Genomic DNA, 26104 nt, shown 5'->3' with positions numbered 1-26104 from the left:
GGGGGAAATGAAAAAATTCAATTTGTTAAATTGTGTTGCCATCGGCGGGATCTTGAGCATTGCCTCGCCTGTTTTGGCGATTGCTGCGGACGTTAATATTCCGGCAAATACGACCGATACGTCTCAAAAAATCGTGTCGGGAACTGATCAGGTCAAGATTGGTACAGGTGCCGTTTTATCTACAGCTGGTAAAGACAACGAAGCGATCCTGTTTGATGAAGACAGTGATGCAACCGGGGTTAAAATTGACAACTCCGGAACCATTCAATCTGCTGACGAACGTGCTATTCTTGCCAAAAGTGCGAAAAAACAGGTGCGCATCATTGAACTGATCAATCGGGCAGGTGCCACGATCAAGTCAGACAAGGAAGACGCGGTCAAGTTTGACAAGAATAAAAGTAACAGCACCATTACGATTGATAATTCTGGCACGATCAAATCTGACGGCGGACAGGGGCTGGATCTGGCAGATAGTTATGGTGTTACCCTGACGAACCGTGCCGGCGCCATAATATCGGCAACAGATTCGGATGCTGTCAAAACCGGCATTGCTTCCCGCGTGGATAATTACGGCACTATAATTTCGGAAACGACGGGCGACGGACACGGGATTGATACAGGTAAAAAAGACAATACCAATTCCGTGATCGTCAACCATACCGGCGGGTTGATCAGCGGTGGCAAGCACGGTATTTCCGGGGGCGACAGTAAAGATAACCTTTCAGACATTAGTACATTAGGAAATCATACGGTCACCGTCACCAACGAAAAAGGGGCCACCATTATTGGCCGGGCCGGGTCTGGTGTTGGGATGGATGATAACGGCAAGGTTATCAATTATGGCACCATCACCGGAGCCTGGGATGGTAGCTATATGGGGGATCCGGATGATAAGGATGATCCCGATAATTACGGCGTTGATGGTGATGGGGTGGATATCGACCAGAATGCCGATATTGAAAATTATGGTCTGATCCAGGGAACCGGGGCGACAGGCAAAAAAGGTGGCCAGGACAATCATTCCGAAGGTATTGCCGCAGGCGGCGGGACCATAATCAACCATGAAGGCGGGGTTATTCGTGGGTTTCATTCCGGCATCCAGATTGACAATGGTGACGACGGCACGGCGATAGCAAGTACGACAATCAATAACGCCGGAACGATCGAGGGGCAGAAACTTTATGCCCTCAAACTGGTCGGGGTTTTCTCAGACACATTGGTCAATAGTGGTGTGATCAAGGCCGGGACCGGTTCAACCTTTGCCGTTGATATGGGGGCGGGTGATGATTCCGTGACCATCAATGGCGGGACGATTTCCGGTGGCGACATTCTGGGCGGTGAAGGTACTGACAGCATTGATTTTTTCAAAACCGGATCGGGTCAGTTCACCTTCGATGATAATATTTCCGGTTTCGAGACATCGCACATCTATGGCGGATCGGTTGTTCTTCGTGGCACTTTTGAGGCGAGCACGTCGGTTATTGTTGATTCCGGGGCATCCTTGCAGGCCGACAAAGGTTTTACCACGACGACGCTGACCAATAATGGCACCCTGAAAGCCGCCGAGAATGGTGCCGTCCGAAATATCATCGTCTCGGGCGATTATAGCCAGGGTTCTGAGTCTGTGCTGGAAATCGGAGTTAATGGTACCGCGCAAAAATTCGATCAGCTACAGGTGGCGGGAACGGCCTCGCTGGCTGATGGCGCGACTTTTCGTCCCAAATCCCAAGGGTATATCAAGGATGGTGCCACATATAAGGTTGTAACGTCCTCAAGTCTTGTGGCGAATACTGATGCGTTAAAGCTCGATCAATCGTCTCCGCTGGTTGACTGGAGCCTTGGTCAGGACGGCAATGATCTGGTGTTAACCGCCTCTCTTAAGTCCATTGCCGATGTTGCCGGTCCTATGGCTGGCAGCAGGGTTCTGCAAAGTCTGATGTCTTCGGCCAATGGCGATATGGCCTCTGTGGTTGGCGCCTTGCAGAGCTTGTCCTCCAAAGAGAAAATTCGCGCGGCGATTAAAGAAATAACACCGGCACCGTCGAGTGGAACCTTTCAGGCGACAACCGCAACACTGGGGGCCGTGTCCTCGACCATTGAGGGGCGCATGGCCGCCGTGCGGGGCGGGCTGAAAGGCGGGGATGGCGGTGCCGTCGCAACGTTGGCAATGAACGAAACCGCCGCCAACCCGGCGATAATAAGTGACGCTCAGCCTGCGCTTGGCATCATGAGCAGCGGCGCGTCTGCCAAAAGCGGTATCTGGATGCAGGGTTTTGGCACCAATGGCCAGCAGGATGCGCGAGATGGCAGTGCCGGGTCGCGCAGTCATGGGGCCGGTTTTGCCATTGGTGGCGACATGATGGTGGGTGAAAAAACGGTTGCCGGTGTTGCCGCCACATTTTCGCGCAGTTTTGTGCGGGGACGTGACACGCAAACATCTGATCGCAGCGACATTAGCAGCTATCAGCTTTCGACCTATGGCAGTCACAGTTTTGAAGACGTTTTTGTCGAAGGGGTGGTTGGTTTTGCCCGGAATAATTATGACAGTTCGCGCGAACTTCCGTCTTTGAACCGCACGGCAAACGCCGATTATTCCGGCTGGCAGGGATTTGGCAAAATCCTGATTGGCAAGGCGCTGTCCTTTGATGCCGGAACATTAACGCCGGTAGCATCCCTGCAATATGCCCATACCAATATTGAAAGTTATACCGAAACCGGGGCAGGGGCTGTTTCGCGTTCTGTTGCCAGTCAGGACTATGACACATTGACGCCGGGGATCGGGGCGCGTTTTGCGCTGCCGTTTCAGCCACTTCAAACAGGGCGTTTGTCGGTGCAGTTGTCGCAGATGTTTTCATATGACGTGGTGGCGGACCAGCAGCATTTGAAATCGTCTCTGGTGGGGGGCGGGGCCGCGTTCGAGACCGACGGTATTGAACCCGACCGCTTTTCGTCTGCGACTGGCATTGGTGTGGGGTATCAAACCGGCAGCTTTACCATTGATGCCGGATATGAAGTGGAATTGCGCAAATCCTATACCGGGCACGCGGCTTTGCTGCGGTTACGCTACGATATGTGAGGCAGGATAATTCGGGGCGGGACACTGCCCCGAATAATTCATTTTGCGTAAGGTGCAGCCAATATGTTGTGAAATAACATTTTATGCGCTGCACGTGTTTTATCCACGTTAGAAGGCAATCATCCAAACGTATGACTGGTTGTTTTTCTTCTAAACTTCGCTTACTCTAATCTTAAGAGGGAACATACCCTTAATTTGGGACATGCAACTGCAGCTTTCCACGGTTTTTCGCCGATACAGGTAGTTTTGGGGAGCCAGTCAGCATTATGCCGGTAAAGACAGCCTATACGTACGAAGTGCGTGTCAGGCGGGATGATCGATGGATCATTCATGCCACTTACAATTCCGAGAAAGAAGCCATCAGCGATGCGGAGAGTTTGCTGAAGGGTAAAGTCTCGGCCGTGCGCGTTATCCGCGATTGGGAACGCGACGATGGTCGGCACATCGAAAAGGTTCTTCTGGAAAAAGAAGGACAGGGCGGTGGCGAGGATGACCCCATTCGGGTCACAGCCATCGAAGATGCGCATTTGTGCGAAACCGACGAGGATTTGCTGGGGGTAGAAAGCCGTTCCACCATTAACCGGCTTTTGCGCAAATATTTCGAGCAGGAAGTCCTGACCCCGACCGAGGTCATGTACAATTTCAAGAACATGCGCAAGCTGATGTATCACGATACATTGCTGCCAAGCGCGGTTGACCGTGTAGCGACCATTCATTCGCGCACCACGGATGGTAATCATATTGAGGCTTCCAATAAACTGCATCGTGCGATCGACACGCTCGCGGCCCGGGCACGCCAGGTGGAAAAGTACGACTTGCCGCAGTTTGAAGACGCCACCATTGCCGAGATACGCCGCGAAATCAAAAGTTTGCGCCTGGCGGAAGATACCGACTTTCTGACGATGGTGGCGCTAACGCGTGAATTGTCCTCGTCGCGCAGCTGGATTGCCAAGCTGGATTTCGCCCTGAAGGTCAAGGGCGACCCCGAAGATGACCATGCACGGGCGATGGTCGATGACGTGGTGGCCGATATTTTGGGCTCACCGGTCGCCTTGAAAGATTTGCTGGGGCCATCGCGCAGTTTTGGCGATGCAGTGCTGTTGCATATTGATCTTGCGCTCGGCAAGGCAAAAGGCAATCGGGGGGCGGCCCAGGATGTGCTGGACCTTTTAAATCCGTTATTTGCGGCCGGTCTGTTGCCCAAATCGCAGTTTGTGATGTTTGACTATGTTGCCCGCGAACTCAAAAGTGCCAATTCTCTTTCGCGCCATGACGGCGATGCCGACCAGCTTGTGCAGATTTTGGATCGGCTGTTAAACGCGGACGGTGTTGTTTTTGGGCAGCCGATGGTGGAAGCCCTGATCGAGCGCGGGGCCCGTATCCGCAATGTTGGCGGCAGTCGTGCCTTTGGCGAGGGGGTCGAGGAAATTGCCGGGTGTCTCGCCCCGGGCTGGCGCCGGTTGGCCTTTTTGTCCGAGGTGACACAAAGCGAACGGGCCGCCCATATCCAGGATGAATTGGCGGAGCTGACACGAAAAACAGTTGCCGATATGCGCGGCCTTCGCGCGTTTTGTGGCCCTAAGGCAAAGCCGCGCGAGAAAATGGCGCTGGTGACGCAAATGTATCAAAAGGTATCTCGTGCCAATTTTGTCGAGGACCTGAAGCGTGATTTGGGTGAAAAACTTGATAATGGTCTGGCCGACTATCTGATGCGCGAAAAGGTTATTGAACGCATTGACAACCCGACACTGCATTTGCGCCAGCGCGCCTATATGCTGGTGAAATTCTGTTCCAGCGGAGTCTTGATCGAGGGAAAATCAGCGACAATGGCGCGCAAAAGGGTGGTTGGTTATTTACGACAACCCAATTTCACCGACCGTTTGGTGGATGATTTGACCGAAACACAGGAAAAAGAAGGCATCTTGCGCGATTTTTACGCCCTGTTGCAACGAAGTGGTTTTTAGCGTTTTTTATGCGTCCATAAGGTAGGATTGCCCCCAAACGCCCCGGTTTTGCCGTGGGCGTTTTTCTTTATTTGCCGGGGCTTTTGGGGTGGTTTTAATCTTTGGCAAGATTGGTGGGGTATTTGTCATTGTTGCCAGAAGTATCTGGCGGCACAATGGCGGTAATTGCACAGGAGCCCCCAATGACCCGCTTAACCCGACAGGAATCGCCAACAAGAAGGATCGCCTGCTATGCCTTTGATCAGGTGATGAGCCTGGATGTAACCGGGCCTTTGCAGGTGTTTGCCTCGGCCAATGCCGAACTGGCGCGCCAGGGCAACCCGCCGCTTTATGACCTTGTTGTCTTTGCCGAAAAGGCAGGACCGGTGATGACATCGGCGGGCATCAAGCTGTATGCCGACCTGACAAGGGCCGATATTGACCCCGCCGGGATGGATACCATCCTTGTGCCTGGGGGCGATGGCATTGATGCGGTTTGCGATCAGCGCGATGTTGTGTCCTGGTTTCGGATGGCGGCGCAGTCATGTGACAGGGTTGGGTCGGTATGTTCGGGGGCTCTGTTATTGGCGGCAGCCGGGTTGCTTGATGGGCGACTGGCGACGACACACTGGTCGCGGTGTGACCAGATGCGCATGAGCTATCCGGCGATTGGTCTGGTGGAAAATCGCCTGCATACTTATGATCCCAACGGGCTGGACGGGGATGGTCATATCTTTACCTCGGCCGGTGTGACTGCCGGGATCGACCTGGCCCTGGCCTTGCTGGAACATGATTGCGGGCGGGCAATGGCGCTGGCGGTGGCACGCCGTTTGGTGATGTTCCTGAAGCGGCCTGGTGGACAGGCGCAGTTTAGCGCCTATCTCACCCCGGCCATAGGAGGTTCGGCGCAATTGGCAGAGTTGCTGGACTGGTTGCCAGGTAATCTTCAGGCTGACCTGTCGTTGGATGCACTGGCGACACGCGCCCGAATGTCGCCTCGTACATTTTCCCGGGTTTTTACCCGGGACCTTGGCATGACCCCGGCCCGTTATGTGGAGCGACTGCGCGTGGAAGCGGCGCGCGGGCTTTTGATGGGCGGGGATATTTCCATCAGCCGGGTTGCCTGCTTATGTGGCTTTGGCCATCCCGAAACCATGCGACGGGCGTTTCACCGGCAGCTTTCGATCAGCCCGCAGGATTATGCGGACCGTTTCGGGGCCGGTTTGCTGGCGGATGGACCTGTTTACGCCGACTGACGGCACTTATTCACGTAAATCACCGGATATAAAATGAAAGTTGGCAACATGCTGTTACTGACAAATGGACAGGTGCGTCTGCTGTTTATCGCCCAGGCGCTCTATTGGGTATGTTCGATGGTGGGCATTACCCTGACGTCGCTTGTAGGCGTGCAATTGGCCCCTTATGCCGGTCTGGCGACCCTGCCGTTGGGATTGCTCGTTTTGGGCAATCTTGGCGGTGTGCAACCGATCTCGATTTACATGCAACGGCACGGGCGCCGGGCGGGTTTGATGATCGGCGCATTTTGCGGTGTGATCGGCGCACTTGTCGCCTCGCTCGGGGTATGGTGGGGCAGCTTTACCGTGTTTTGCATTGGTGCGGTGCCGATTGGCATTTATCAGGCATCGGCGCGCTATTATCGCTATGTCGCGCTTGAAGCGGTTGAAAACCAGCATAAGGGGCGGGCGGCGGCCTATGTCACCGGCGGCGGTGTGCTTGCCGCATTGATCGCGCCAGAGTTGGCGGTTTGGGCGCGCGATGCGCTGGTGATCCCGTTTCTGGGTGCTTATCTGGTGATGGTGGTGATGGCGGTACTGGCGATTATTTTGCTGGCTGCGGTTCAGCCGGGCGAAATACCGGCCCGGATTCCCAATGGGGCGGCGGTGATGCGCGACTTGTTATTGCGGCCCAAAATTTTCTCCGCGGTTGCCATTGCCGCCATCGGGCAGGGTGTCATGGTCCTGATCATGACGGCAACACCGCTTGCAATGAAGTTTTGCGGGTTTGATGTTGCTCAGTCCTCCGAGGTGATCCGCTGGCATTTCATTGGTATGTTTCTGCCCGCCTTTGTTGCAGGTCCGTTGATTGACACACTGGGGGCGAAAAAGGTCGCGGCATTTGGCTCTGTCATTTTAATGATCAGCGCCGTTGTTGCCCTTGCCGGGCTTGATCAATCCCATTTCCTGATCAGTTCGCTGTTATTGGGAACGGGCTGGAACCTGATGTTGCTGGCAGGCACAACCCTGCTGGGCGAGGGGCACAGCCCCGCGGAACGCGGACATGCCCAGGCGGTAATGGAGCTTGCGAATGGCGTTTTGGGGGCAGTGGCGTCCTTTGCCGCCGGGATGCTGATTGTGAATGCCGGTTGGGAATCGGTGAATATCGGGCTGGTGCCCGTGGTGCTGGTCGGACTTGGCATTATGGTTTTCTGCACCCGGCCGGCACGCCAGACATCCAGTTAGGGCGATCACACCAGCCGATAAAAACAAAAAGCCCGCCGGGGGATAGTCCGGCGGGTCAGTTTTGTGGGGTATTTGCAGGATTATGAAAATACCCCGGCGCGATTCTCGATAAATGCCAACCACAAAAGGGGCTGTGGCGTGTAACAGGCCAAATAATAAAAAAGCCAGCAATTATGCTGGCTGCAGGGTCGATTCCGGGGTGTTTGATGCGACGAAGTCCTTGATTTTCTGAAGGACAAAATCGCGGGAGGCGCTTTCGCGGGTTTGAAACAGAACTTCGCGTTCCCGTATCACCAGGCCCAGATAAACCGGGTCGGTGCGGTCTTCATGCTGAAGTTTCAGGGTGCGCAAAACATGGCCGTAGTCATCAGTGCTTTGATAGACGGTCCGCATCGGGTGCTCCTGCGTGTCTCTTCTTCACATCAGCGGGTGGCTCTCCCGCACGCCAACTTTATGGCAGAAATTCTTTTCGGCGCCGTGACAGCTCTGTGATTGTTTAAAGACAGTCGTCAAAAACGGTTCGTTGTTATGGCTTTTTCCCTAATTTCCAGCCATGCGGATTCGGAAACACCAATATTGTGACGGATGTTGTGTGATAGCCGGGAAAAAGCCCGGCAGTCCGGTCGTGTTCCATTCTGCGCGACAGCCCCAAAGGCTGCCTGCTGCCTTTCAATGAAACATCGTTTATCCGATGATTGCGCCTGCATCATTTTGCGGTTGAACAATCACGTCGTAATGACAGGAAAAGGCCGGGATTTTTCAAAAAATCACTACCAAATGCACAATCATAAAAAGAAATCCGTCCATACCCGGTTTTGAGGCATTGACAGTCCCGGATCGGATGTTTAAGAAAGGCGGCGTTCCACACGGAACACCACTCAAAACGGGCAAGTGGCCGAGTGGCTGAAGGCGCTCCCCTGCTAAGGGAGTATGGGGTCAAAAGCCCCATCGAGGGTTCGAATCCCTCCTTGCCCGCCAGTGAAAAAGGCTCCCTTAAAGGGGGCCTTTTTGCGTTTTGGTTTGTCAAATCAAAACGTTATGAGTTTCCTGTCTGTTTTGATTGACGGGTGCTTTCGGTTTCAAATACGGTTGTTCCTTAATTTTGGTACACAAGGTCATGACAGAGGACCTTAGTCGCAGCATCATTCGTCGTGGTCGCAAATATATAGTTATCGGTGGTCGTGTATCCGCTACCTATCAAAAGATTCAAGCGTTCAGCTTGAAAAACAGCGGATAGCCAAGGCTCGATTCACTTTTGCGCTGAAGTAATGAATTTTTCTAACGCATCGTCATCCGCAGGTACATCGTTCCATGCCTCGGAATGGCTCCCTACGCGATACGCATGCTTATCATCACGATTCATATTTCCCCCGAATACACCCTACACGCCCTGAGGCTCGATCACCTTGAAAGGTGCTTTTCAAGGGCAGCATTAGTTGCCTTGAATAGGCGCTCGAACCGGCCTTCACTTGCGGCGGGCAAAACCGATGACGGGTTGCTGGCCATTTTTTGTAGGAACAGCCGCGTTGGCCGTGTTTTGTGAAACGCAATAGTAAGTGCATCAAATGCCGCCTCGAAGCGGCGGGCTATGCGGGGAATGCGGGCATTCAATTCCAACGTTTTGCCCTTCAGTTCCTTGGCATAAGCTTCGCGTACAAGTGCTTCGTAAACAGCCGGGTCCAATATATCTTCAATGTCGGCTTCGGTGGGTGGCGCTTCGAATGCTTCGCTTACGAAAACGACGTTATCCGACCGGATAAGCTTGCCTTTCACCAAATCATCGCGCGTTGCCTTGGCGTCCTTTTCGTCATCGAATAGGACAAGCACGTTCAGTTGTTCAGACGTCAGAAGCGCTACCATGTAGTGGACTTTTTGCGCGCCGCCGGCTGGCGTTATGGTCAACCGGTCATCGAGGCCAACTTTGCCTTGCTCATTCAGATATGCTGAAACCGCCGAAAGAATCCAAAAGTCGGTGACGCCTTCAACTACCAAGTTGTTTGGTCCGATGAACAGGCTTTGGGCAAGATCGTATCCAAGCGCGGCTTGCAACGGAAACAGGGTGCGGGCGTCACCGTTCGGGTCATTGGAAACGGTCGTGCCTTCTTCTTCGGCAATATTGACCGTTCGTACCCAATCCAATTGGTGCGTTGGAATCATGAACGGTGAATGTGTCGTATAGACGATTTGGTTGGTGAAATCGTCTTCGAGGTGTCGAAGCAAATCACCTTGCGACCGCGCGTGGAGATAGAGACCCGGTTCGTCCAATAGCAAAATCGCGCCATCGGCTTCGCCGTCTTCTGTATCCGCCGCGAACACGACATAGAATGCGAAAAACCATTGGAAGCCACGGCTTCTTTCATCAAGGTTCACTTCGACGTCATACGTGCTGTTAGGATCGGAAATTAGCGTGTCGAAATGGTGTGCGTCGAGGTTGAAGCGTACCTTCAGTTCGCGGTCCTTCCACCGCTTGCGAATGGCGGTCGTGACGACGGCACCAGCGCGGTTAGCCAATTGCCCACGTGTTTCTTGGTCATCGCTTTGCGATAGTTCGTTGAGCTTTTCAGGGCTAAGCCCGGCAACCTTACAAAGCTTTTCGAAGTTTACGTCGGCGGGTGTCTGCTGCCCTTCATTTTTGCGCTTGAGGAAGCGATCAATATCTTGATGACCTTGTATTTCGGGATAGTCTTCAAGATACATGAACTTTGGCACGCGTTCGATAATCCAACCGCGAGCCTTCGAGTGTGCTTCCTCGCTTCCCGGGATGGCTTCGGCCATTTCTTCCAACGACACAATTTTTTGGTCTTGGGCGTCTGTAAGTTCAATGTCCGCTGCTGCAAGCGCCTGCCGAAGCGCGGCAAGCGCCGAGGTTGCCGTTGCAGCCCATTTCGCAGCAGTCACTCCGGCACCGATGGCAACGACGAATGCGTCTGAAGCCCGCTCCAACTCGGCCTTTGCTTCGCCCGTCAACTTTGAGGCTTTTGCCTTGACTGCCGCGTCAATCTTACGCGCTTCGGCTTTAATCACAGCGAGGTCGAAAGGGGTTTCCGGGGCGTCGATGCCAACATACCGTTTGTCGCCATATTGACGGCCAACAGTTACCTCAGACACACCTTCAGCGGCCGGCCAAATCTCAGCCAGGCGGTGCTGTTCGTACTCGCTCAATTGCCATGTGGATTCGACAACCGGGGTGTGGTCGTTGCATTCTGAAAGCTTACGATGTCTCGGAAAATCCTTGATGGGATTGAGCGCCTTGAAGCCGTCTGCTGGGTTTAGACTATGAAGCGCCCGCAAGACGTTCGACTTGCCGCTTTCGTTTCGACCTAGTAACGCCGTAATACGTGAAACATCGACTTCACCGCTATCGTTTATAGATCGAAAATTCCTTACGCGAAAAGACTTGAGCTGCATTCGACACCCCCTCTTTTTTTAAAGAATAGTCGGTTCGCGAGCCTCTCTCAATACAATATGTAGCATCATGACTAGCAACGAAGCTGCTGGAACTGGCCCGCCTCCATCGGACGGGTGGTGGTATAGTGTCCTTGCACTGAATTACGTTGGGGCGTTCCTCAGCTATCAGCCAAAGCCATAAACGATCGTCAAGTAAGTTGGTCGAAAGTGAAGAGAAGTACATAAGGGTGCGGATCAAAATTAGCCAAAGTCTCATGCCTTATTTTGGAGAGCTATGGCGTAGGTGTAGTTCTCGGTTTCGTCGGCTCCGGCCCGCTGTGCCGTCCTAAAATAAGTTGACGGTTTTTCGACAAGCCAGCGGATGATCATCCGCTGGCTTTTTGATGCACGGTTTCTGGTGTTTGCATAGCCAGTGCGCTGTGCGGTCGCATGGTATTGTAGGTATTTATCGCCTCTCTGACCAGTTGACGAAGATCCTCGAAGGTCTTGCACCGGTGCAGAAGGAACTCCTGCTTGAGAATGCCGTTAATACGCTCGGCCAGGGCATTCTGGTAGCAATCATAGCCATCCGTCATTGAGGGCGTGATGTGATGTTTCTTCAAGACATCCTGATAACAGCCCGAGCAATATTGCAGCCCCCGGTCCGAGTGATGGATCAGCGGTGCTCTGGTCATGCGATTGTCGATTGCCTGCTTCAAGGCCCTGACCACTTCGGATGCCGCCATGCTGTGGCTGAGTAGATGCCCCATGATCTTGCGCGAGAAGGCATCCGTGACCAGCGACAGATAATGCACGCCTTCATCGCTTTCGACATAGGTGATGTCGCTGACAAACACCTGTTCGGGACGCCAGGGCTTGCAACCCGCCAGCAGGTTCGGATGCTTCCTCATCCAGTGTTTGCTGTGTGTGGTCTTGGTATAATTCCTGCGCGGCCGGATTAGGAGGCGATGCTCCCTGAGCCAGTCAAACAGCCGGTCTCGTCCGATCTTGATCCCGAGGCGACGTAAATCATCCTGCAGCAAATAATACAGTTGGCGTGTGCCAAGCCGCGGCATGTGCCGACGCAGCCGCATGACGCAATCATATAGCGGCTCAAGCTCTGCCTGTCGCTGCCTGCGGCGTTGCAGAATCTGATAAACCGACTGCCGTGAGAAGCCAAAGCAGCGACAGCTGCGGCTCAGACTGACTTGCCTTTGCGCCTGTAAAGCTCTCGCAGTTCGGATAAATACTTTTTTCGCAGGCCCGCTCCATACTCTTGGTCCATGATGGTCACCATGCCATCCAGAACCAGATTACGAACCCGTTCATCTTCAAGCTCCCGTTCAAGGCGCTTGATCTTTTGTTCCGGCGTCTCTTGCGATTTGGACATGGAATGCTGCCTCGTTGTCGACCAGTCAAGCTTACCATGCTTGCGCAGCCACGTCAGAACAGTGCTGCGCCCCTGAATGCCATAATGCCGTTGCGCTTGCTTGTAGGTCATTTCGCCTTTTTCGACCTGGTCTACAACGGCCAGTTTAAAGCCCATATTATAATCGCGCTGCGTCCGTCTGCGACGCTTCTTGCCTGCGTTACACATTGTCTGCTCCTCTGAGTGACAACGTATTTCAGGACGTGACACGCCAGTGAAAAAGGCTTCCTTAGCGGGGGCCTTTTTGCGTTTTGATATGATCCATTATAAGACGGATTTGTTACGGTGGACCAAGATGGGTCAGAACGTTTCTTATTTGACCCGCTGTGCGTCCCATTCCCGTTTTAACAGGGCGTATTGCAGGGTGTTTTCATAAATAGGGTTGCCGTTTGCATCGTTTTTGAATGATACAAATTCGATGAAATGGCCTTCTTTGCGCATGCCCAGTTTTTTACAGAGATTTTCCGAGGAAAGGTTTGTGTCCTCGACATAGGCATAAAGGTGGCGGGCGTTTTTTTCGGTGAACAGATGGTCGAACAGGGCGCTGGCGGCTTCGTGGGCAAAGCCCTTGCCCTGAAAACTCGGATTGAAATTCCAGCCGACGGCAAAGACGTCCTTTTCGTGTTTTTCCGCGACGCCAAATACATCCCCGATGACCTGGCCGGAGCTTTTGTCACAAACGGCGATATAGTCGTCGCTTTTGCTGCGTTTTTCGGCTTCTTGCGCCGCTTTCTCGATATTTTCAAGGGCGAGGCAGAGAAAGCAGCTTATGGTTGGGACGTTTAAATACGCAAAAAGGTCTTCGGCATCGTTCTTTGTGAAATTCCGCAGAATCAAACGATCCGTTGCAAGCGTTTTCATGCGACCTCTCTGGCAGCCCGTCGCCTTTGGCGCCGGGGATCGCTTAGGTAAAAGCGTTAAAGGTGATGATGGTCTGGGTGTCCTTGATATTGGGCAGGGCATGAATTTTTTCATTCACATAGCGGCCAATATCCTGACCATCTTCGATATAGACTTTGACCAGCAGTTCAAACGGGCCGGAAATCGAATAAACCTCGGATACACCCTCGACTTCCTCTACCAGTGCGGCAGCAACGTCGTAGGCTTTGCCAAGTTCGCATTTCACGAAAATGAAGAATGGGTGCATGATGTGAGGTCTCCAGAGACGATTGAACAGGACGCCAAGCTAGCTTGGCGTGCATCACGTTTCAATAAATTGTCTGCCGGTATTTGCAAACAGGTGATTTGAAAAGATTGCCAGGCGATCGGCGATTAACTGCTGCCAGGCGGTTGCCGTCTAAGCCGTTCCAGATGTTCAATACGGTCGCGTACACGGTCCGGGGTGCGGCGGCCAACGCCTTCGAGCAGCGTTTCCAGAAGCGCCATGCTGGCGGCTGCACTGTCCCATGTCGTCCCGGTTTCGATTCTGACCGGGAAAACATGGCGAGCAAAGCGGGCAATGGGACTAAGCCATTGATCGGTAATCAAAATTATTCGAGCACCCTGATTGGCCGCTGTCTCGGCAAAGGCAATGACATCGGCCTGATAGCGCCGGACATCAAAGACGAGTAAAACATCACGTTTGCCAATATCGAGAAGATCTTCGGTCCATTTGGTGTTTTGCCCGGCAACCCGGCGCACATTGGGCCGCATGGATCGCAGATGTTCATAGGCATAAACCGCAAGGGCCGAGGAAAAGCGCCCGCCCAGGACATAAACACCGCGTTTTTGATCTGCCAACAGGCTAACCGCGCCGTCAAGTTCCGTGGGAGCAATGTTGGAGAGCGACAACCGGATATTGGATGTAATTGCGTCGGTCATATCATGAAGCAATTCGCCCATTGGATGCGCACTGGCCGCAATCGCCGCCCGGGGCAGGGCGCTACGTGCCAAAGGGGATTGCAGGCGCGCTTCCAGTTCCCCGCGCAGGCGTGACTGCATTTCCGGATAGCTTTCAAAGCCCAGTTTTCCGGCAAAACGCAGAACCGTCGGCGCCGAAACGCCACATCTTTCGGCAAAGTTTGCCACCGTTTCCAGGCCCGCCATCGGGTAATGCCCCAGCAGAGCCTGGGCAAGCTTGCGTTCGGACGCCGTTAAATCATCGGCCTTTTGTGTAATCAGTTCCGCAACGGTCAGCGGGGTGGTTTTGTCTGTGGCGTCCAAATCGATTGTTCCTGTGCGGTAAATCTGGAAAGGGCGTGCCGTGCAGAAATCTGTCGGCTAACGGATGCGCACTATTGTCGATCCGGCCGGGTTTGTCACATCACATGCAAATTTATTGTAATGAATTTTACATCGATTAACAATCTTGTCATTTCAACCGGCGTCATGTAACGTCTATTACATAGAGACGGAATGTCCTGTGCCACCAAAGATGGTGCAACTTTAAAAAGGCTGCCTGAACCGGCAGTTTTTCGCCAGGGAGGCGACATAAACGTAACGTCCATTGTTTCGGCAATGCAGGGGTTATCGTCATATGGAAATTTGCCAGCAATGTGATGTGCTTTTGGCCATCAGGGGTTTTACCGGGGATCGGGCAGGCTGAGTTCGATCGCGGGGTATTTGTGGCTGTTTTTATTTGATCGGATGCTTTTGCACTGCGCTGCTTTGCGGTTTTGCCGGAGACTGAAAAGACCGGAATATCGGGGGATGGGATAATAAAAATGCCTGACGTGATCAAAGCCTATATTCGGTGGGTTGACCGGATAAACCGGATCATAGGCCGGTTTGCGATGTATATGATTTTCGCGATACTGGCGGTTCTTTTATATTCGTCTTTTACCAAAACTTTTATGTATCCGGCGTTATGGACGCTTGAAACCGCACAATTTTTGATGGTGGCCTATTTTCTGCTGGGCGGTGGCTATTCCATGCAGCTTGACAGTCATGTGCGCATGGATCTGTTTTATGGCTCCTGGAAGCCCAAAACCCAGGCCATTGTGGATGCTTTCACGATTTTACTGCTGATTTTTTATCTCGCCTTTTTGTTATATGGCGGCATTTCCTCGACCACATATGCGCTGGAATATAACGAAACCAGCTATTCAAGCTGGTCGCCGCCCATGGCACCGATCAAGATCGTCATGACATTTGGCGTGTTTATGATGCTGCTTCAGGCGATCGCTACCTTCTTTCGGGATCTTGCCCGTATTCGCGGGGAGGACCTGTAATGAGTTATGAAATGATCGCGTTGTTGATGTTCGCATCAATGATGCTGCTGTTGCTGACCGGAAAGCGCGTATTTGGTGCTATCGGATTTATTGCCGTGGTCTTTTCGCTGGCCCTGTGGGGCGATGGCGGGTCTGAAATGGCCTTTAGCGCGGCCATGAAGCTGATGAAATGGTACCCGCTGCTGACCCTGCCTTTGTTTATTTATATGGGCTATATGCTTTCCGAATCCGGCATCGCTGATGATTTGTATCGCATGTTCCATGTCTGGATGGGGCCGGTGCGTGGCGGGCTTGCCATTGGCACCATTGTGCTGATGGTGGCGATTTCGGCGATGAATGGCCTCAGTGTCGCCGGGATGGCGATTGGTGCGAGCATTGCCATGCCCGAATTGCTGCGTCGCGGTTATGACAAGATCATGGTCACAGGGGTGATCCAGGCGGGCAGTTCGCTGGGCATTCTGGTGCCGCCCAGTGTGGTTTTGGTGCTGTATGGCATGATCGCGCGCCAGCCTGTCGGGCAGCTTTGGCTGGCCGGGGTGTTTCCTGGCTTGATGATGGCGGGCCTGTTTGTGCTGTATATTGCGGTGCGCTGCTGGTTAAAGCCCGATATGGGTCCGGCCCTGAGTCGTGAAGAACGCGCCGCCGTCACCTGGTCGGAAAAGGTCAGTCTGCTCAAGGCCGGTTTGATCCCGCTTTTCATTTTCTTTTCCATGACCGGCCTGTTTTTGATGGGCTATACCTCGCTGGTCGAAAGTTCGGCTGTGGGGGCATTGGCGGCAACGCTGGCTGCGATTTTCAAGCGTCGCCTGACATCTCATGTCATGGAAGAAACCCTGCGCAAAACCCTGTCCATTACCTGCATGTTCATGTGGATCATTCTGGCCGCCTTGTGTTTTGGCGCGGTGTTTGACGGGCTGGGGGCTGTCCGCGCGATCGAGAATTTCTTTGTCGATCAAATGGGGTGGGGGCCGTGGCAGATTCTGATCCTGATGCAGGTTTCGTTTATTGTCATGGGTATGTTCCTGGATGATACGGCGATGCTGGTGATTGTCGCGCCGCTTTATGTGCCGCTGGTCGGGCATCTGGGGTTTGATCTGGTGTGGTACGGCGTTCTTTATACCATCACCTGCCAGATTGCGTATATGACGCCGCCCTTTGGGTATAACCTGTTTTTAATGCGGGCAATGGCCCCGCCCGAAGTCACGCTGAAAGATATTTATCAGTCGATTACGCCGTTTGTGCTGATCATGGTGTTGGCCCTGGTCCTGGTAATGGCGTTTCCGCAAATTGCCCTTTGGCTGCCCGATGTTCAATACGGGCGCTAGGCGGGCATGACGTGCCAATGACCTGCCCTGGGCGAGAATGCGTCTTAAGGCAGGTCCAATAACCAGAAACCATTCAGGGATTCGATTTTCGAGAAATGGAGAGGGGAGGTTTCGCTGTTTTGGCGAACCGGAAATAGCGGGAAGGTCCCGCCAGTTTACTGATCAGGGAGATAAAAATGACTTCGAGACGCGAATTTTTTCGTAAAGCAGGTCTGGCAACGGCGGCGGCAGGAACAACCGCCTTTGCCGCCCCCTATGTCAAAGCGGCAAATGCCAAAATCACCTGGCGTTTGCAAACCTATGCCGGGCCGGCACTGGCTGAACATGTGATTAAACCGTCGATTGACCGGTTCAATAAAATTGCCAATGGCGAAATGGAAATCGAGCTTTATCACGCCGATCAGCTGGTCCCGACCGGGGAGCTGTTCCGCGCCATGCAGCGTGGCACGATTGATGCCGTGCAGTCCGATGATGATTCGATTGCCGCCCCGGTTGATGTGTCGGTTTTTGGCGGTTATTTCCCCTTTGCCTCGCGCTATAGCCTGGATGTGCCAACCCTGTTCTATGAATATGGCCTCGATAAAATCTGGGAGGAGGCTTATGGCGAAGTCGAAGGGGTAAAGTGGCTTTCTGCAGGCTCCTGGGACCCGTGCAACTTTGCCACCGTGGACCCGATCAAAAGCCTGGCCGATTTGAAAGGCAAACGCATTTTCACGTTTCCGACGGCGGGTAAATTCCTGTCGCGTTTTGGCGTGGTGCCGGTCACATTGCCGTGGGAAGATGTGGAAGTTGCCGTGCAGACTGGCGAGTTGGACGGCATTGCCTGGTCGGGCATTACCGAGGATTACACGGTGGGCTGGGCCGATGTGACCAACTATTTCCTGACCAACAATATCTCTGGTGCGTGGTGCGGGTCTTATTTCGCCAATGAAGAACGCTGGAACGAATTGCCCGACCATTTAAAAGAGCTGTTCCGCGCCTGTATGGACAGTTCCCATTATCATCGCCTGTATTGGTACTGGGCCGGGGAAGCCAAATTGCGCACCCAGGGCACCAAAATGAAGCTGACCTCGATCCCCGATGCCGAATGGAAACAGGTTGAGGCCGAGGCACACAAATTCTGGGATGAAATTGCCCAGACCAGCCCGCGCTGCGCCAAGGTAGTCGAGATCCTCAAGCAATATTCCGACACGATGGAAAAGGCAGGCCCGCCCTACCGTTATAGCTGATTGTTACATGACCAGTGGGGCAGGCATTACGATGCTGTGAGTGTGATGCCTGCCTGTTTCTTGCGTGATCGTGCTTAGCGATACCGACTTTATGACAATATCGATGCTACCGTTCGGCGATGGATAAACACCGAACGAACCCAATACGAAAAAGCGTTCTTTAAAAAAGACGATCAAACAGGAGGCCGCCGATGGAGGCGAAGCAGGTTAAAACGGCAGAAGATGCTCGCAAGCTGATTGAAGAACGCCAGATCCGCTATGTGAAGGTTGGCGTCTTTGATGTTGATGGCATCATGCGCGGCAAATACATGCACAAAGACAAGTTTTTGTCGGCCCTTAAGGGCGGCTTTGGCTTTTGTGACGTGGTGCTGGGCTGGGATTCCAATGACCAGCTTTATGACAGCGCCAAATTCACCGGCTGGCATACGGCCTATCCTGATGCGCCGGTGCGCCTGCTGCCCGATACCTGCCGCGAATTGCCAATGGAGGAAGATAGTATCCTGTTTTTGGGTGAGTTCGAGGGGGAGGCGGAAAATGTATGCCCGCGCGCGGTTTTGCGACGGGTGCTCGATAAGGCGGCAGGCATGGGCTACCGCGCCACGGCAGCCTGCGAATTCGAGTTTTTCCTGTTCGAGGAAACGCCGCATTCAGTGCGCGAAAAAGGTTATCGCGACCTGAAAAACATCACGCCGGGCTTTTATGGGTATTCGATGCTCCGCAGTTCGGTCCATGCCGAATTTTATCGTGATTTGTTGGATTTGGGCGAGGCGATGGACTTCCCGATTGAGGGCCTGCACACCGAAACCGGCCCTGGTGTGCTTGAAGCCGCCATCGCCCATGACGATGCCCTGCGTGCCGCAGACAAGGCCGCCCTTTTTAAAACCTTTACCAAGGTCTTGGCGCAACGCTCCGACTGGATGGCGACATTCATGGCAAAATGGTCGCCCGACTGGCCGGGGCAGTCCGGGCATATGCACACATCCTTGTTTGACATCGAAACCGGCAAGTCGGTGTTTTATGACGAAGGCAAGCCCCATAACATGTCCGATCAAATGCGCTGGTTTGTGGGCGGGCAGCAAAAACTGATGCCGGAATTGCTGTCGATGGTGGCCTGCACGGTGAACAGCTATTCGCGCTTGATCCCCGGTTTTTGGGCGCCCACCAATGCCACATGGGGTGTTGAAAACCGCACCACGGCTTTGCGTGTTATTCCCGGCAGCAGCAAAAGCCAGCGGGTCGAATATCGCATCGCGGCGGCGGATATTAACCCTTATATTGCATTGGCAGCCTGCATCGGCTCAGGCCTGTGGGGCATTGAAAACAAAATTGAACCCACAGCACCCGTCACGGGCAATGCTTACGAGCAGGAATTCCCTGACGAACTCACAATTCCGGCAACGCTTTACGAGGCAGCGGGGCGGTTGCGAAAATCTGATGCGGCCAATGCTCTGTTTGGGGAAAAATTTGTCGAGCATTATGCCCAGTCCCGCGAATGGGAAGAACGCGAATTTCGTAAGGCGATTACCGATTGGGAAATGCAGAGATATTTTGAAATCATTTAAATTTATTTTGAAGATACAGAATGTTGGGGGCGTATTTGAATGTTGTCATGCAAATAACGTCCCCAGTGAATGCCACTCTTGTTATCCTGTGAGGAAGCATGTCAGAGACTTTAAGAACCATCTCGCCTGTTGATGGATCTGTTTATGTGGAACGGCCATTGGCATCGGCGGCAGAAATTGACACCGCCCTTGATAAGGCCCGTGATGCCCAAAAGGCTTGGCGCGCCGTACCGATTGCAGAGCGCCAGGAAATTTTGCGCAAGGCGGTTTCGGCCTTTGTTGCCAAAAAGGACGAGATCGCCACAGAAATAAGCTGGCAAATGGGCCGACCGATTGCGCAGGCCGGTGGCGAGGTTGGCGGCTTTGAGGAACGCGCAACCTATATGATTGATGTCGCACCCGAAGCCCTGGGGGATTTTAACCCTGGTGAGAAGGTCGGTTTTAACCGCTTTATCCGCCGCGAGGCATTGGGGGTTGTCGCCATTATCGCGCCGTGGAATTTCCCCTATCTGACGGCAGTTAATGGTGTGATCCCGGCCCTGATGGCGGGTAATGCGGTTGTTTTGAAACATTCCCATCAAACCCCGCTATGTGCCGAACGCTTTGCCGAGGCCTTTGTGGCTGCTGGCCTGCCAGCGGGCGTGTTTCAGCATTTGCATCTAAGCCATGCCGATGCGGAAAAACTGATGGGCGACCGGCGGGTGGATTTTGTCAATTTCACCGGCTCGGTCCCGGGCGGCCATGCGGTGCAGCGTGCGGTGGCGGGCAAATTCATTGCCACCGGGCTGGAACTGGGTGGTAAAGACCCGGCCTATATCCGTGCGGATGTAAACCTGGCCCATGCTGTTGAAAACGTTATTGACGGTGCATTTTTCAACAGTGGTCAGTCCTGCTGCGGCATTGAACGCATTTATGTGCATGAAGGCCAGTATGACGCCTTTGTCGAGCAGGCGGCAGCCCTGGTCGGTCAATATCGCCTTGGCAGCCCGATAGACCCTGAAACCAATTTGGGGCCGATGGTGCGTGCCAGTTCCGCCGAATTTGTGCGCGGGCAAATTGCCGATGCCATTGCCAGCGGGGCCAGGGCGCTGATTGACCCGGCCAAATTTGCCGCCAATGCCGAAGGCACGCCGTACCTTGCGCCACAAATATTGATCAATGTTGATCATTCGATGCGAGTGATGAGCGAGGAAAGCTTTGGCCCGGTTGTGGGCATTATGAAGGTGTCATCGGATGATGAAGCCATCCGCCTGATGAATGACAGTGAATTTGGCCTGACGGCATCGATCTGGACGACTGATGAAGATGCGGCCCTTGCCATTGGTGATCAGCTTGAAACCGGCACGGTTTTCATGAACAGGGCGGACTATTTGGACCCGGCCCTGGCCTGGGTCGGGGTTAAAAATTCCGGTCGGGGCTGTACGCTCTCGAAAATCGGTTATGAAAGCCTGACCCGGCCGAAAAGTTTTCATTTGCGGACAAAAATTTAACCAACGGTGCTGTGCATCAAAGGAAATGATGATGAGCAAAACAATTACCGGAAACTGGAATTATCCAACTCCCGTGCGCTTTGGCCCGGGGCGCATTGTCGAACTGGCCGATGCCTGTAAGGCATTGGGTATGACCCGGCCCTTGCTGATTACCGATGAAGGCTTAAAAGACCTGCCAATGGTACGTGATGCCATTGCCGCCAACGCGGAGGCAGGTTTGCCAACCGGCCTTTTTGCCGGGGTAAAGGGCAACCCGGTGGGCAAAAATGTTGATGATGGCCTGGCCGTGTATCGCGAAGGCGGGCATGACGGGGTTATTGCCTTTGGCGGGGGCTCCGGCCTGGATGCGGCCAAGGCCGTTGCCCTGATGGCCGGGCAAACCCGCCCGATGTGGGATTTTGAAGATGTGGGCGATAACTGGACCCGCGCCGACCCCAACGGGATTGCCCCGATTGTTGCCGTGCCCACAACATCGGGTACGGGCTCCGAGGTGGGTCGCGCCAGCGTCATTACCAACGAGGAAACCCACGAAAAGAAAATCATCTTTCATCCCAAGATGTTGCCAGGAATTGTTATTTCAGACCCTGAACTGACTGTCGGCCTGCCAGCCCATGTGACGGCGGCGACAGGTGTGGATGCGTTTGTGCATTGTTTCGAGGCATTCTGTGCCCCGGGTTATCATCCGATGGCCGAAGGGATTGCGCTGGAAGGGATGCGTTTGATCGCTGATGCCCTGCCACGCGCCTATGACGATGGCAGCGATATTGAGGCCCGGGCCGATATGCTGGCGGCGGCCTCGATGGGGGCGACAGCCTTTCAAAAGGGGCTGGGGGGTGTGCATGCGCTGGCCCATCCGATTGGTGCCATTTTTGATACCCATCACGGGCTGACCAACGCCATTTTGCTGCCCTATGTGATGCGGGCCAACCGCAAGGCGATTGATGAAAAAATGGAAACTCTGGGACGGGTGTTAAATATCTCGGCCCCGGGTTTTGAAAGCATGTTTGACTGGGTGTTGGGGTTCCGCTCCCGGTTGGATATTGCCAATACGCTGGCCGATATTGGTGTGGATGCCGACCGTGCGGACGAGGTGGCAACCAAGGCAAAGGCCGACCCGTCTGACGGGGGTAATCCGATTGATCTTTCCGTTTCGGATTATGCGGCAATTTATCGCCGTGCATGTGCCGGTGAACTGGGCTGATCACTGCTGGATAATATCATTTCGGGATCGGGGAAGACGGGCAATGGCATTAAAAATTCTGGTCGTTGATGGCAATCTTGCCAGTGTAAACCAGCTTAACCAGTCGTTGGGCGGTTCGCCGTCCGGCGAAGGGTATGTCGCGGCCCTGAAATTCCTGGATCCCGAGATTGATGCCACCATCATCCGCCCCGCTGATGACGGGCCTGATTGCCTGCCTGTTGGATATGCGCTAACGGATTTTGACGGTATTGCCTGGACGGGGTCGGCATTAAATGCCTATGCCGATGAACCCGCCGTGACCAACCAGATCCCGCTTGCCAGGGCCTGTGTTGAATCCGGTGTACCGATATTTGGCAGTTGTTGGGGGATGCAAATTGTCGCTCAGGCAATGGGGGGTACTGTAAAGGCCTGCGACAAGGGCCGGGAAATTGGCATTGGCCGCGAGATTTTAATCAATGACGCGGGCAGGGCACACCCGTTATTTAGGGGGCGCGGGTCGTGTTTTAGCGCCATGACCGTGCACATGGATGAAGTTGCCAGCGTGCCGGAAGGGGCGGTGATTTTGGCCGGCAATCGCCATTCGGCCATTCAGGCCTTTGTTCTGGAAACTGACGGCTACCGTTTTTGGGGGGTGCAATATCACCCGGAATATTCCCTGGCGGAACTGGCAGCAATTTTTCGCCGCTATGGACAACGTTTGATTGATGTCGGTTTGTTTCATGACCAGCAGGCCCTTGAGGCGATGGCCGATGACTGGTTCACCCTGCATCATGACACCACCCGCCATGACCTTGCCTGGAAATATGGCATCGGCGAGGATGTGTTAAACGCATCCTCCCGCCTGACAGATCTTTCAAATTGGCTTGCCGATCAGGTGCGGCCTTTTGCGGTTGCAAGAAGCTAGAACTTGTGGCGCATCAGCGATGGTTAAATGGTCTGTTTTACCGCCTGTTTTGCCCGGTCTTTCACGGTTTGCACATTTAAATCCCACACGGTTGTGCCGTGGGTTTCTGCCGTCAGGCTTGCCAGGGCCAGCCCTTGTGCAATGGCGGCATCAAAATCGCCGGGATGAGCCGCCGAGGCGGCACTAAAACCGGCAAAAAAGGCATCGCCTGCGCCATTGGCATCCACAAGACGGGTAGGGACAGGCGGCCAGAAGGCGGCTTCACCGTGATGAAGGCTTAAGACCCCCTGTGCGCCCAGCGTGATGATGACAGACGGGGTTCCTTTGGCATGCAGGGCGCGGGCAGCCTGAAGTGCATCTTCCTTCGAGGAAACCTGTAATCCGGTTAAGACTTCGCTTTCGATCCGGTTGGTAATGAGCAAATCGACATCGCCGATACTGTCTTTCCAGCGTTCCGCCTTGGAGGGGGAAACGGTGGCCGCACAAAGTGGCGTTGATCCCTTGTTGCGGCTTAACCAGCGCAGGGTGTCGGCGGGCAGGTTGGCATCGGCAATCCACCAGTTCCATTTTTGAAGCTGTTCGAGGCGCGACTGGAAATGTTCTATCGTCAGGCAATCATAGGTTTGCGCATCCATCAGGCCAAGGGCCAGGTCGCCATCGGTATTAAGGATGGCGGTATAACCCGGCGTGTGCTGGCCCGGCAAACGGTCAAGCAGGCGGGTATCAATGCCCATTTCCGACAGGGCCTGGACAATTTGCGCACCGTCGCCATCCTGGCCCACTGCCGTTGCCATTCCCACATGGCAGCCCAGAAGACGCAAATGCACGGCAATATTGCGCCCGACGCCCCCGGGTTTGCGATGCAGGGTTTTAACGGGGTTTGATGCAGCGGGCACAAACGGGTTCAGGCATTGCATGGTGCGGTCAAAATGCGCGGCACCCAGGCACAGGATATTGGCAGGCAAAGACATGAAAAATAACTTTTAACCGGGTTGCAAATATATGGACAGGAAGTGTTTTCCATCCTGTGTGATTGATAGTCCCCGGATGATGTGCAGGCAAGGAAAAGCGAGAATGATGTTGTTGCGTGGATGAAAAACGGGGTGGCCGGACATTGACCACCCCGTGAAGGGCCGTTTGGACGGTTTGAATAGTACCTGAATTTTACTTCAGATTGATACGATTGCTGGTTGCCGGTTTCATCGGGGAATGCGCCTCGATATATTCGGCAACAGCCTGTTCAAGGTTGGGGCCATAGTCGTAGGCGTCGACAGCATTGTCGCGGAACAGAACGTAGCCATCGCCGCCGCGCCGCATGAAATCGTTCGAGACAACGCCATAGAGCTTGTCGTTCTGAATGGGGGTGTAAGCACCCTTTTCCATAACCATGACATTCGATACCCGTGAACCGGGTTCTGCGGCCAGATCAAGATCGAACTTTAAACCGGCGACCTGCGGAAACTGGCCTTTGCCATCGGCGACGGCGGAAACACCGTGTTCGAGCGATGCGATAATATCCTTGCCCGAAAGTTTGAAGGTTGCCAGCGTGTTCTGGAAGGGAAGAACGGTCATGACTTCGCCCATATCAACCTTGCCGGCATCAATGCTGGCACGGACGCCACCACCGTTCTGAATCGCGATCTGATAGCCATCACCGGCTTTGGCCAGCATGGCATCGGCCACCAGGTCGCCCATCGAACATTCCTGTGCCCGGCAAATCTCGCGCGCACCGTCTGCCGGGGCGGTAAATTCGCCAACCAGTTGATTGCGAATGGCATCAACCGGGCCGCGCTTGGCATCAATTGCCGCCAGAATATCCGGGTCCTGCTTGACGCTGCTATCAAGTGCGATGGGATCACCCTGCCATTTCACCGGCACGCCATCATCGTTGAAGGTGACATCCAAATCACCAAGATAGCGGCTATAGGCATAGGCCTGCACAATCAGGACCGGGTCGCCATTCGGGGTGTGTTCAACAACCGGGTAAGGGTAGGCGGCATTTTTCGCACTGTTGGAAAACAGCAAATGGTCATGCCCGCCGACAATAACGTCAATCCCGTCAACACGTTTGGCAATTTCAAAATCGCGATAGGATCCGTCATGTCCCAGCACAATGATTTTGTTGATCCCGTCAAGCCGAAGCTTGGCAACGGCAATGCGCAGGGCCTCTTCTGATTTCATGAAGGTCAGGTCGGGGCCAACGGAGCTGACATCCGGGGTTTCTTCGGTGGTCAGGCCAATAACGCCGATCTTTTCGCCGCCAACATCCAGAACGGTATAGGGCTTTATTTTGTCGTGCAGGGGCGATGCCGGGCCTGCGACAATGTTGCTGGAAACGACCGGCATTTTACTGTTTTCGATAAAACGTGCCAGGTTTTCCGGGCCATCATCAAATTCGTGATTGCCAATGGTCATGACGTCATAGCCAACCATGCCCATCAGTTCTGCTGTCAAATCGCCTTTATAGGTGGTGTAAAACAGTGAGCCCTGAAACTGGTCGCCCGCATCAAGCACCACGACATTGCCGCCTTGTGCGCGGGCGTCGCGAATGGCGGTTGCCAATCGGGCATATCCGCCAAAGCATTTGCCTTCGGCCTCACCCTTGGCATCGCAGCTATTGTTGTATTTCGTAACCGATTCGACGCGGTCGTGAACGTCATTGGTATGTAAGATGCGCAATTGATAATCAGCAAAAGCGGGTGCGCCCCCAAGGGCCAGCATCGAGCAGGCAGCCAGCAGACCCAACGTCATCCGTTTCATGTTGTTTGCTCCGGTGATAGTGCCAAAAAGCGTTTCAAATGAAGTCCCGTTTAAAAAGGGTATGGTAAACAACACCTGTCGGATGTCGACTGAAACTATCATGACGTTGATACGTGGAGGTCCCTTCGCCGAAAAACGATGCCGCGAC

Annotated in this window: 19 protein-coding genes and 1 tRNA gene; 12 read left to right on the top strand and 8 right to left on the bottom strand. The window is 53.8% G+C overall.

Annotation, left to right across the window (positions count from 1 at the left end; genetic code table 11):
- The first annotated feature begins 7 nt into the window (after positions 1-7).
- The 4 genes from TH25_RS08930 (at position 8) to TH25_RS08915 (ending at position 7499) form a co-directional block, all read left to right on the top strand.
- On the top strand, positions 8-3076 hold the full coding sequence (locus tag TH25_RS08930; protein WP_114088085.1) for an autotransporter outer membrane beta-barrel domain-containing protein: 3069 nt from the start codon (positions 8-10) through the stop codon (positions 3074-3076).
- A 266-nt stretch (positions 3077-3342) separates the two neighbouring features.
- Positions 3343-5040 (top strand): hypothetical protein, encoded by a 1698-nt coding sequence (locus tag TH25_RS08925; RefSeq protein ID WP_114088084.1) that lies wholly within the window; start codon positions 3343-3345, stop codon positions 5038-5040.
- 182 nt (positions 5041-5222) lie between these two features.
- The gene (locus TH25_RS08920) at positions 5223-6275 is read left to right on the top strand and encodes a GlxA family transcriptional regulator (RefSeq protein ID WP_114088083.1); all 1053 of its coding nucleotides are present in this window, start codon (positions 5223-5225) and stop codon (positions 6273-6275) included.
- 33 nt (positions 6276-6308) lie between these two features.
- Positions 6309-7499, top strand: coding sequence for an MFS transporter (locus TH25_RS08915; RefSeq protein WP_258549090.1), 1191 nt, complete (start codon positions 6309-6311; stop codon positions 7497-7499).
- Between the two features lie 171 nt (positions 7500-7670).
- Here TH25_RS08915 and TH25_RS08910 read toward each other — a convergent pair whose 3' ends face one another.
- Entirely contained in the window at positions 7671-7892 is a 222-nt protein-coding gene (locus tag TH25_RS08910; RefSeq protein ID WP_114088082.1) for a hypothetical protein, read from the bottom strand.
- A gap of 492 nt (positions 7893-8384) precedes the next feature.
- Here TH25_RS08910 and TH25_RS08905 point away from each other — a divergent pair.
- A tRNA-Ser gene (locus TH25_RS08905) sits at positions 8385-8477 on the top strand.
- A 423-nt stretch (positions 8478-8900) separates the two neighbouring features.
- Here TH25_RS08905 and TH25_RS08900 read toward each other — a convergent pair.
- The 5 genes from TH25_RS08900 to TH25_RS08880 form a co-directional block, all read right to left on the bottom strand.
- Positions 8901-10907 carry an AAA family ATPase gene (locus TH25_RS08900; protein ID WP_114088081.1) on the bottom strand — a complete coding sequence of 669 codons (2007 nt, stop codon included), beginning with the start codon at positions 10905-10907 and terminating at the stop codon, positions 8901-8903.
- Positions 10908-11272: 365 nt separating this feature from the next.
- Positions 11273-12483, bottom strand: a protein-coding gene (locus TH25_RS08895; RefSeq protein WP_258549089.1) for an IS3 family transposase whose coding sequence is annotated in 2 segments (ribosomal slippage) — positions 11273-12135 and positions 12135-12483 — 1212 coding nt in all. Because the reading frame shifts where the segments join, the coding sequence is not laid out codon by codon here.
- 144 nt (positions 12484-12627) lie between these two features.
- Positions 12628-13176: a GNAT family N-acetyltransferase gene (locus TH25_RS08890; RefSeq protein ID WP_114088080.1), complete on the bottom strand. Its 549-nt coding sequence runs from the start codon at positions 13174-13176 to the stop codon at positions 12628-12630.
- 43 nt (positions 13177-13219) lie between these two features.
- On the bottom strand, positions 13220-13462 hold the full coding sequence (locus tag TH25_RS08885) for an Lrp/AsnC ligand binding domain-containing protein (RefSeq protein WP_114088079.1): 243 nt from the start codon (positions 13460-13462) through the stop codon (positions 13220-13222).
- A 125-nt stretch (positions 13463-13587) separates the two neighbouring features.
- Positions 13588-14478 carry a MurR/RpiR family transcriptional regulator gene (locus tag TH25_RS08880; protein ID WP_220151372.1) on the bottom strand — a complete coding sequence of 297 codons (891 nt, stop codon included), beginning with the start codon at positions 14476-14478 and terminating at the stop codon, positions 13588-13590.
- Between the two features lie 500 nt (positions 14479-14978).
- On the opposite strand from TH25_RS08880, the gene TH25_RS08875 reads away from it, so the two are divergent.
- The 7 genes from TH25_RS08875 (at position 14979) to TH25_RS08845 (ending at position 23196) form a co-directional block, all read left to right on the top strand.
- The gene (locus tag TH25_RS08875; RefSeq protein ID WP_114088078.1) at positions 14979-15485 is read left to right on the top strand and encodes a TRAP transporter small permease subunit; all 507 of its coding nucleotides are present in this window, start codon (positions 14979-14981) and stop codon (positions 15483-15485) included.
- A complete protein-coding gene (locus TH25_RS08870) occupies positions 15485-16810 on the top strand; it encodes a TRAP transporter large permease (RefSeq protein WP_114088077.1) in 1326 nt (441 codons plus the stop codon). Before TH25_RS08875 ends, TH25_RS08870 begins: the two co-directional genes overlap by 1 nt.
- A 176-nt stretch (positions 16811-16986) precedes the next feature.
- Positions 16987-18039, top strand: a complete 1053-nt coding sequence (locus tag TH25_RS08865) for a TRAP transporter substrate-binding protein (protein ID WP_114088076.1) — start codon at positions 16987-16989, stop codon at positions 18037-18039.
- Between the two features lie 191 nt (positions 18040-18230).
- Positions 18231-19601, top strand: a complete 1371-nt coding sequence (locus TH25_RS08860) for a glutamine synthetase family protein (RefSeq protein ID WP_114088075.1) — start codon at positions 18231-18233, stop codon at positions 19599-19601.
- Between the two features lie 98 nt (positions 19602-19699).
- A complete protein-coding gene (locus TH25_RS08855) occupies positions 19700-21091 on the top strand; it encodes an aldehyde dehydrogenase family protein (RefSeq protein WP_114088074.1) in 1392 nt (463 codons plus the stop codon).
- Between the two features lie 31 nt (positions 21092-21122).
- The gene (locus TH25_RS08850) at positions 21123-22292 is read left to right on the top strand and encodes an iron-containing alcohol dehydrogenase (protein ID WP_114088073.1); all 1170 of its coding nucleotides are present in this window, start codon (positions 21123-21125) and stop codon (positions 22290-22292) included.
- Positions 22293-22335: 43 nt separating this feature from the next.
- The gene (locus tag TH25_RS08845; RefSeq protein ID WP_181847504.1) at positions 22336-23196 is read left to right on the top strand and encodes a type 1 glutamine amidotransferase; all 861 of its coding nucleotides are present in this window, start codon (positions 22336-22338) and stop codon (positions 23194-23196) included.
- A 23-nt stretch (positions 23197-23219) separates the two neighbouring features.
- On the opposite strand, the gene TH25_RS08840 is transcribed toward TH25_RS08845, so the two are convergent.
- A complete protein-coding gene (locus TH25_RS08840; RefSeq protein ID WP_114088071.1) occupies positions 23220-24167 on the bottom strand; it encodes a PfkB family carbohydrate kinase in 948 nt (315 codons plus the stop codon).
- Positions 24168-24360: 193 nt separating this feature from the next.
- On the bottom strand, positions 24361-25956 hold the full coding sequence (locus TH25_RS08835) for a bifunctional metallophosphatase/5'-nucleotidase (RefSeq protein ID WP_114088070.1): 1596 nt from the start codon (positions 25954-25956) through the stop codon (positions 24361-24363).
- Between the last annotated feature and the right edge of the window lie 148 nt (positions 25957-26104).

Source organism: Thalassospira profundimaris, assembly GCF_003326755.1.
Classification (GTDB): Bacteria; Pseudomonadota; Alphaproteobacteria; order Rhodospirillales; family Thalassospiraceae; genus Thalassospira; species Thalassospira profundimaris_B.
Note: the sequence above shows the minus strand (reverse complement) of the source record. Positions and strands in the feature narration are given on the sequence as shown.

What these genes read in the sequence shown, in the direction of transcription:
- TH25_RS08930 (WP_114088085.1), top strand. Translation starts at nt 8, where the DNA reads ATGAAAAAATTCAATTTGTTAAATTGTGTTGCCATCGGCGGGATCTTG.
- TH25_RS08925 (WP_114088084.1), top strand. Translation starts at nt 3,343, where the DNA reads ATGCCGGTAAAGACAGCCTATACGTACGAAGTGCGTGTCAGGCGGGAT.
- TH25_RS08920 (WP_114088083.1), top strand. Translation starts at nt 5,223, where the DNA reads ATGACCCGCTTAACCCGACAGGAATCGCCAACAAGAAGGATCGCCTGC.
- TH25_RS08915 (WP_258549090.1), top strand. Translation starts at nt 6,309, where the DNA reads ATGAAAGTTGGCAACATGCTGTTACTGACAAATGGACAGGTGCGTCTG.
- TH25_RS08910 (WP_114088082.1), bottom strand. Translation starts at nt 7,892, where the DNA reads ATGCGGACCGTCTATCAAAGCACTGATGACTACGGCCATGTTTTGCGC.
- TH25_RS08900 (WP_114088081.1), bottom strand. Translation starts at nt 10,907, where the DNA reads ATGCAGCTCAAGTCTTTTCGCGTAAGGAATTTTCGATCTATAAACGAT.
- TH25_RS08890 (WP_114088080.1), bottom strand. Translation starts at nt 13,176, where the DNA reads ATGAAAACGCTTGCAACGGATCGTTTGATTCTGCGGAATTTCACAAAG.
- TH25_RS08885 (WP_114088079.1), bottom strand. Translation starts at nt 13,462, where the DNA reads ATGCACCCATTCTTCATTTTCGTGAAATGCGAACTTGGCAAAGCCTAC.
- TH25_RS08875 (WP_114088078.1), top strand. Translation starts at nt 14,979, where the DNA reads ATGCCTGACGTGATCAAAGCCTATATTCGGTGGGTTGACCGGATAAAC.
- TH25_RS08870 (WP_114088077.1), top strand. Translation starts at nt 15,485, where the DNA reads ATGAGTTATGAAATGATCGCGTTGTTGATGTTCGCATCAATGATGCTG.
- TH25_RS08865 (WP_114088076.1), top strand. Translation starts at nt 16,987, where the DNA reads ATGACTTCGAGACGCGAATTTTTTCGTAAAGCAGGTCTGGCAACGGCG.
- TH25_RS08860 (WP_114088075.1), top strand. Translation starts at nt 18,231, where the DNA reads ATGGAGGCGAAGCAGGTTAAAACGGCAGAAGATGCTCGCAAGCTGATT.
- TH25_RS08855 (WP_114088074.1), top strand. Translation starts at nt 19,700, where the DNA reads ATGTCAGAGACTTTAAGAACCATCTCGCCTGTTGATGGATCTGTTTAT.
- TH25_RS08850 (WP_114088073.1), top strand. Translation starts at nt 21,123, where the DNA reads ATGAGCAAAACAATTACCGGAAACTGGAATTATCCAACTCCCGTGCGC.
- TH25_RS08845 (WP_181847504.1), top strand. Translation starts at nt 22,336, where the DNA reads ATGGCATTAAAAATTCTGGTCGTTGATGGCAATCTTGCCAGTGTAAAC.
- TH25_RS08840 (WP_114088071.1), bottom strand. Translation starts at nt 24,167, where the DNA reads ATGTCTTTGCCTGCCAATATCCTGTGCCTGGGTGCCGCGCATTTTGAC.
- TH25_RS08835 (WP_114088070.1), bottom strand. Translation starts at nt 25,956, where the DNA reads ATGAAACGGATGACGTTGGGTCTGCTGGCTGCCTGCTCGATGCTGGCC.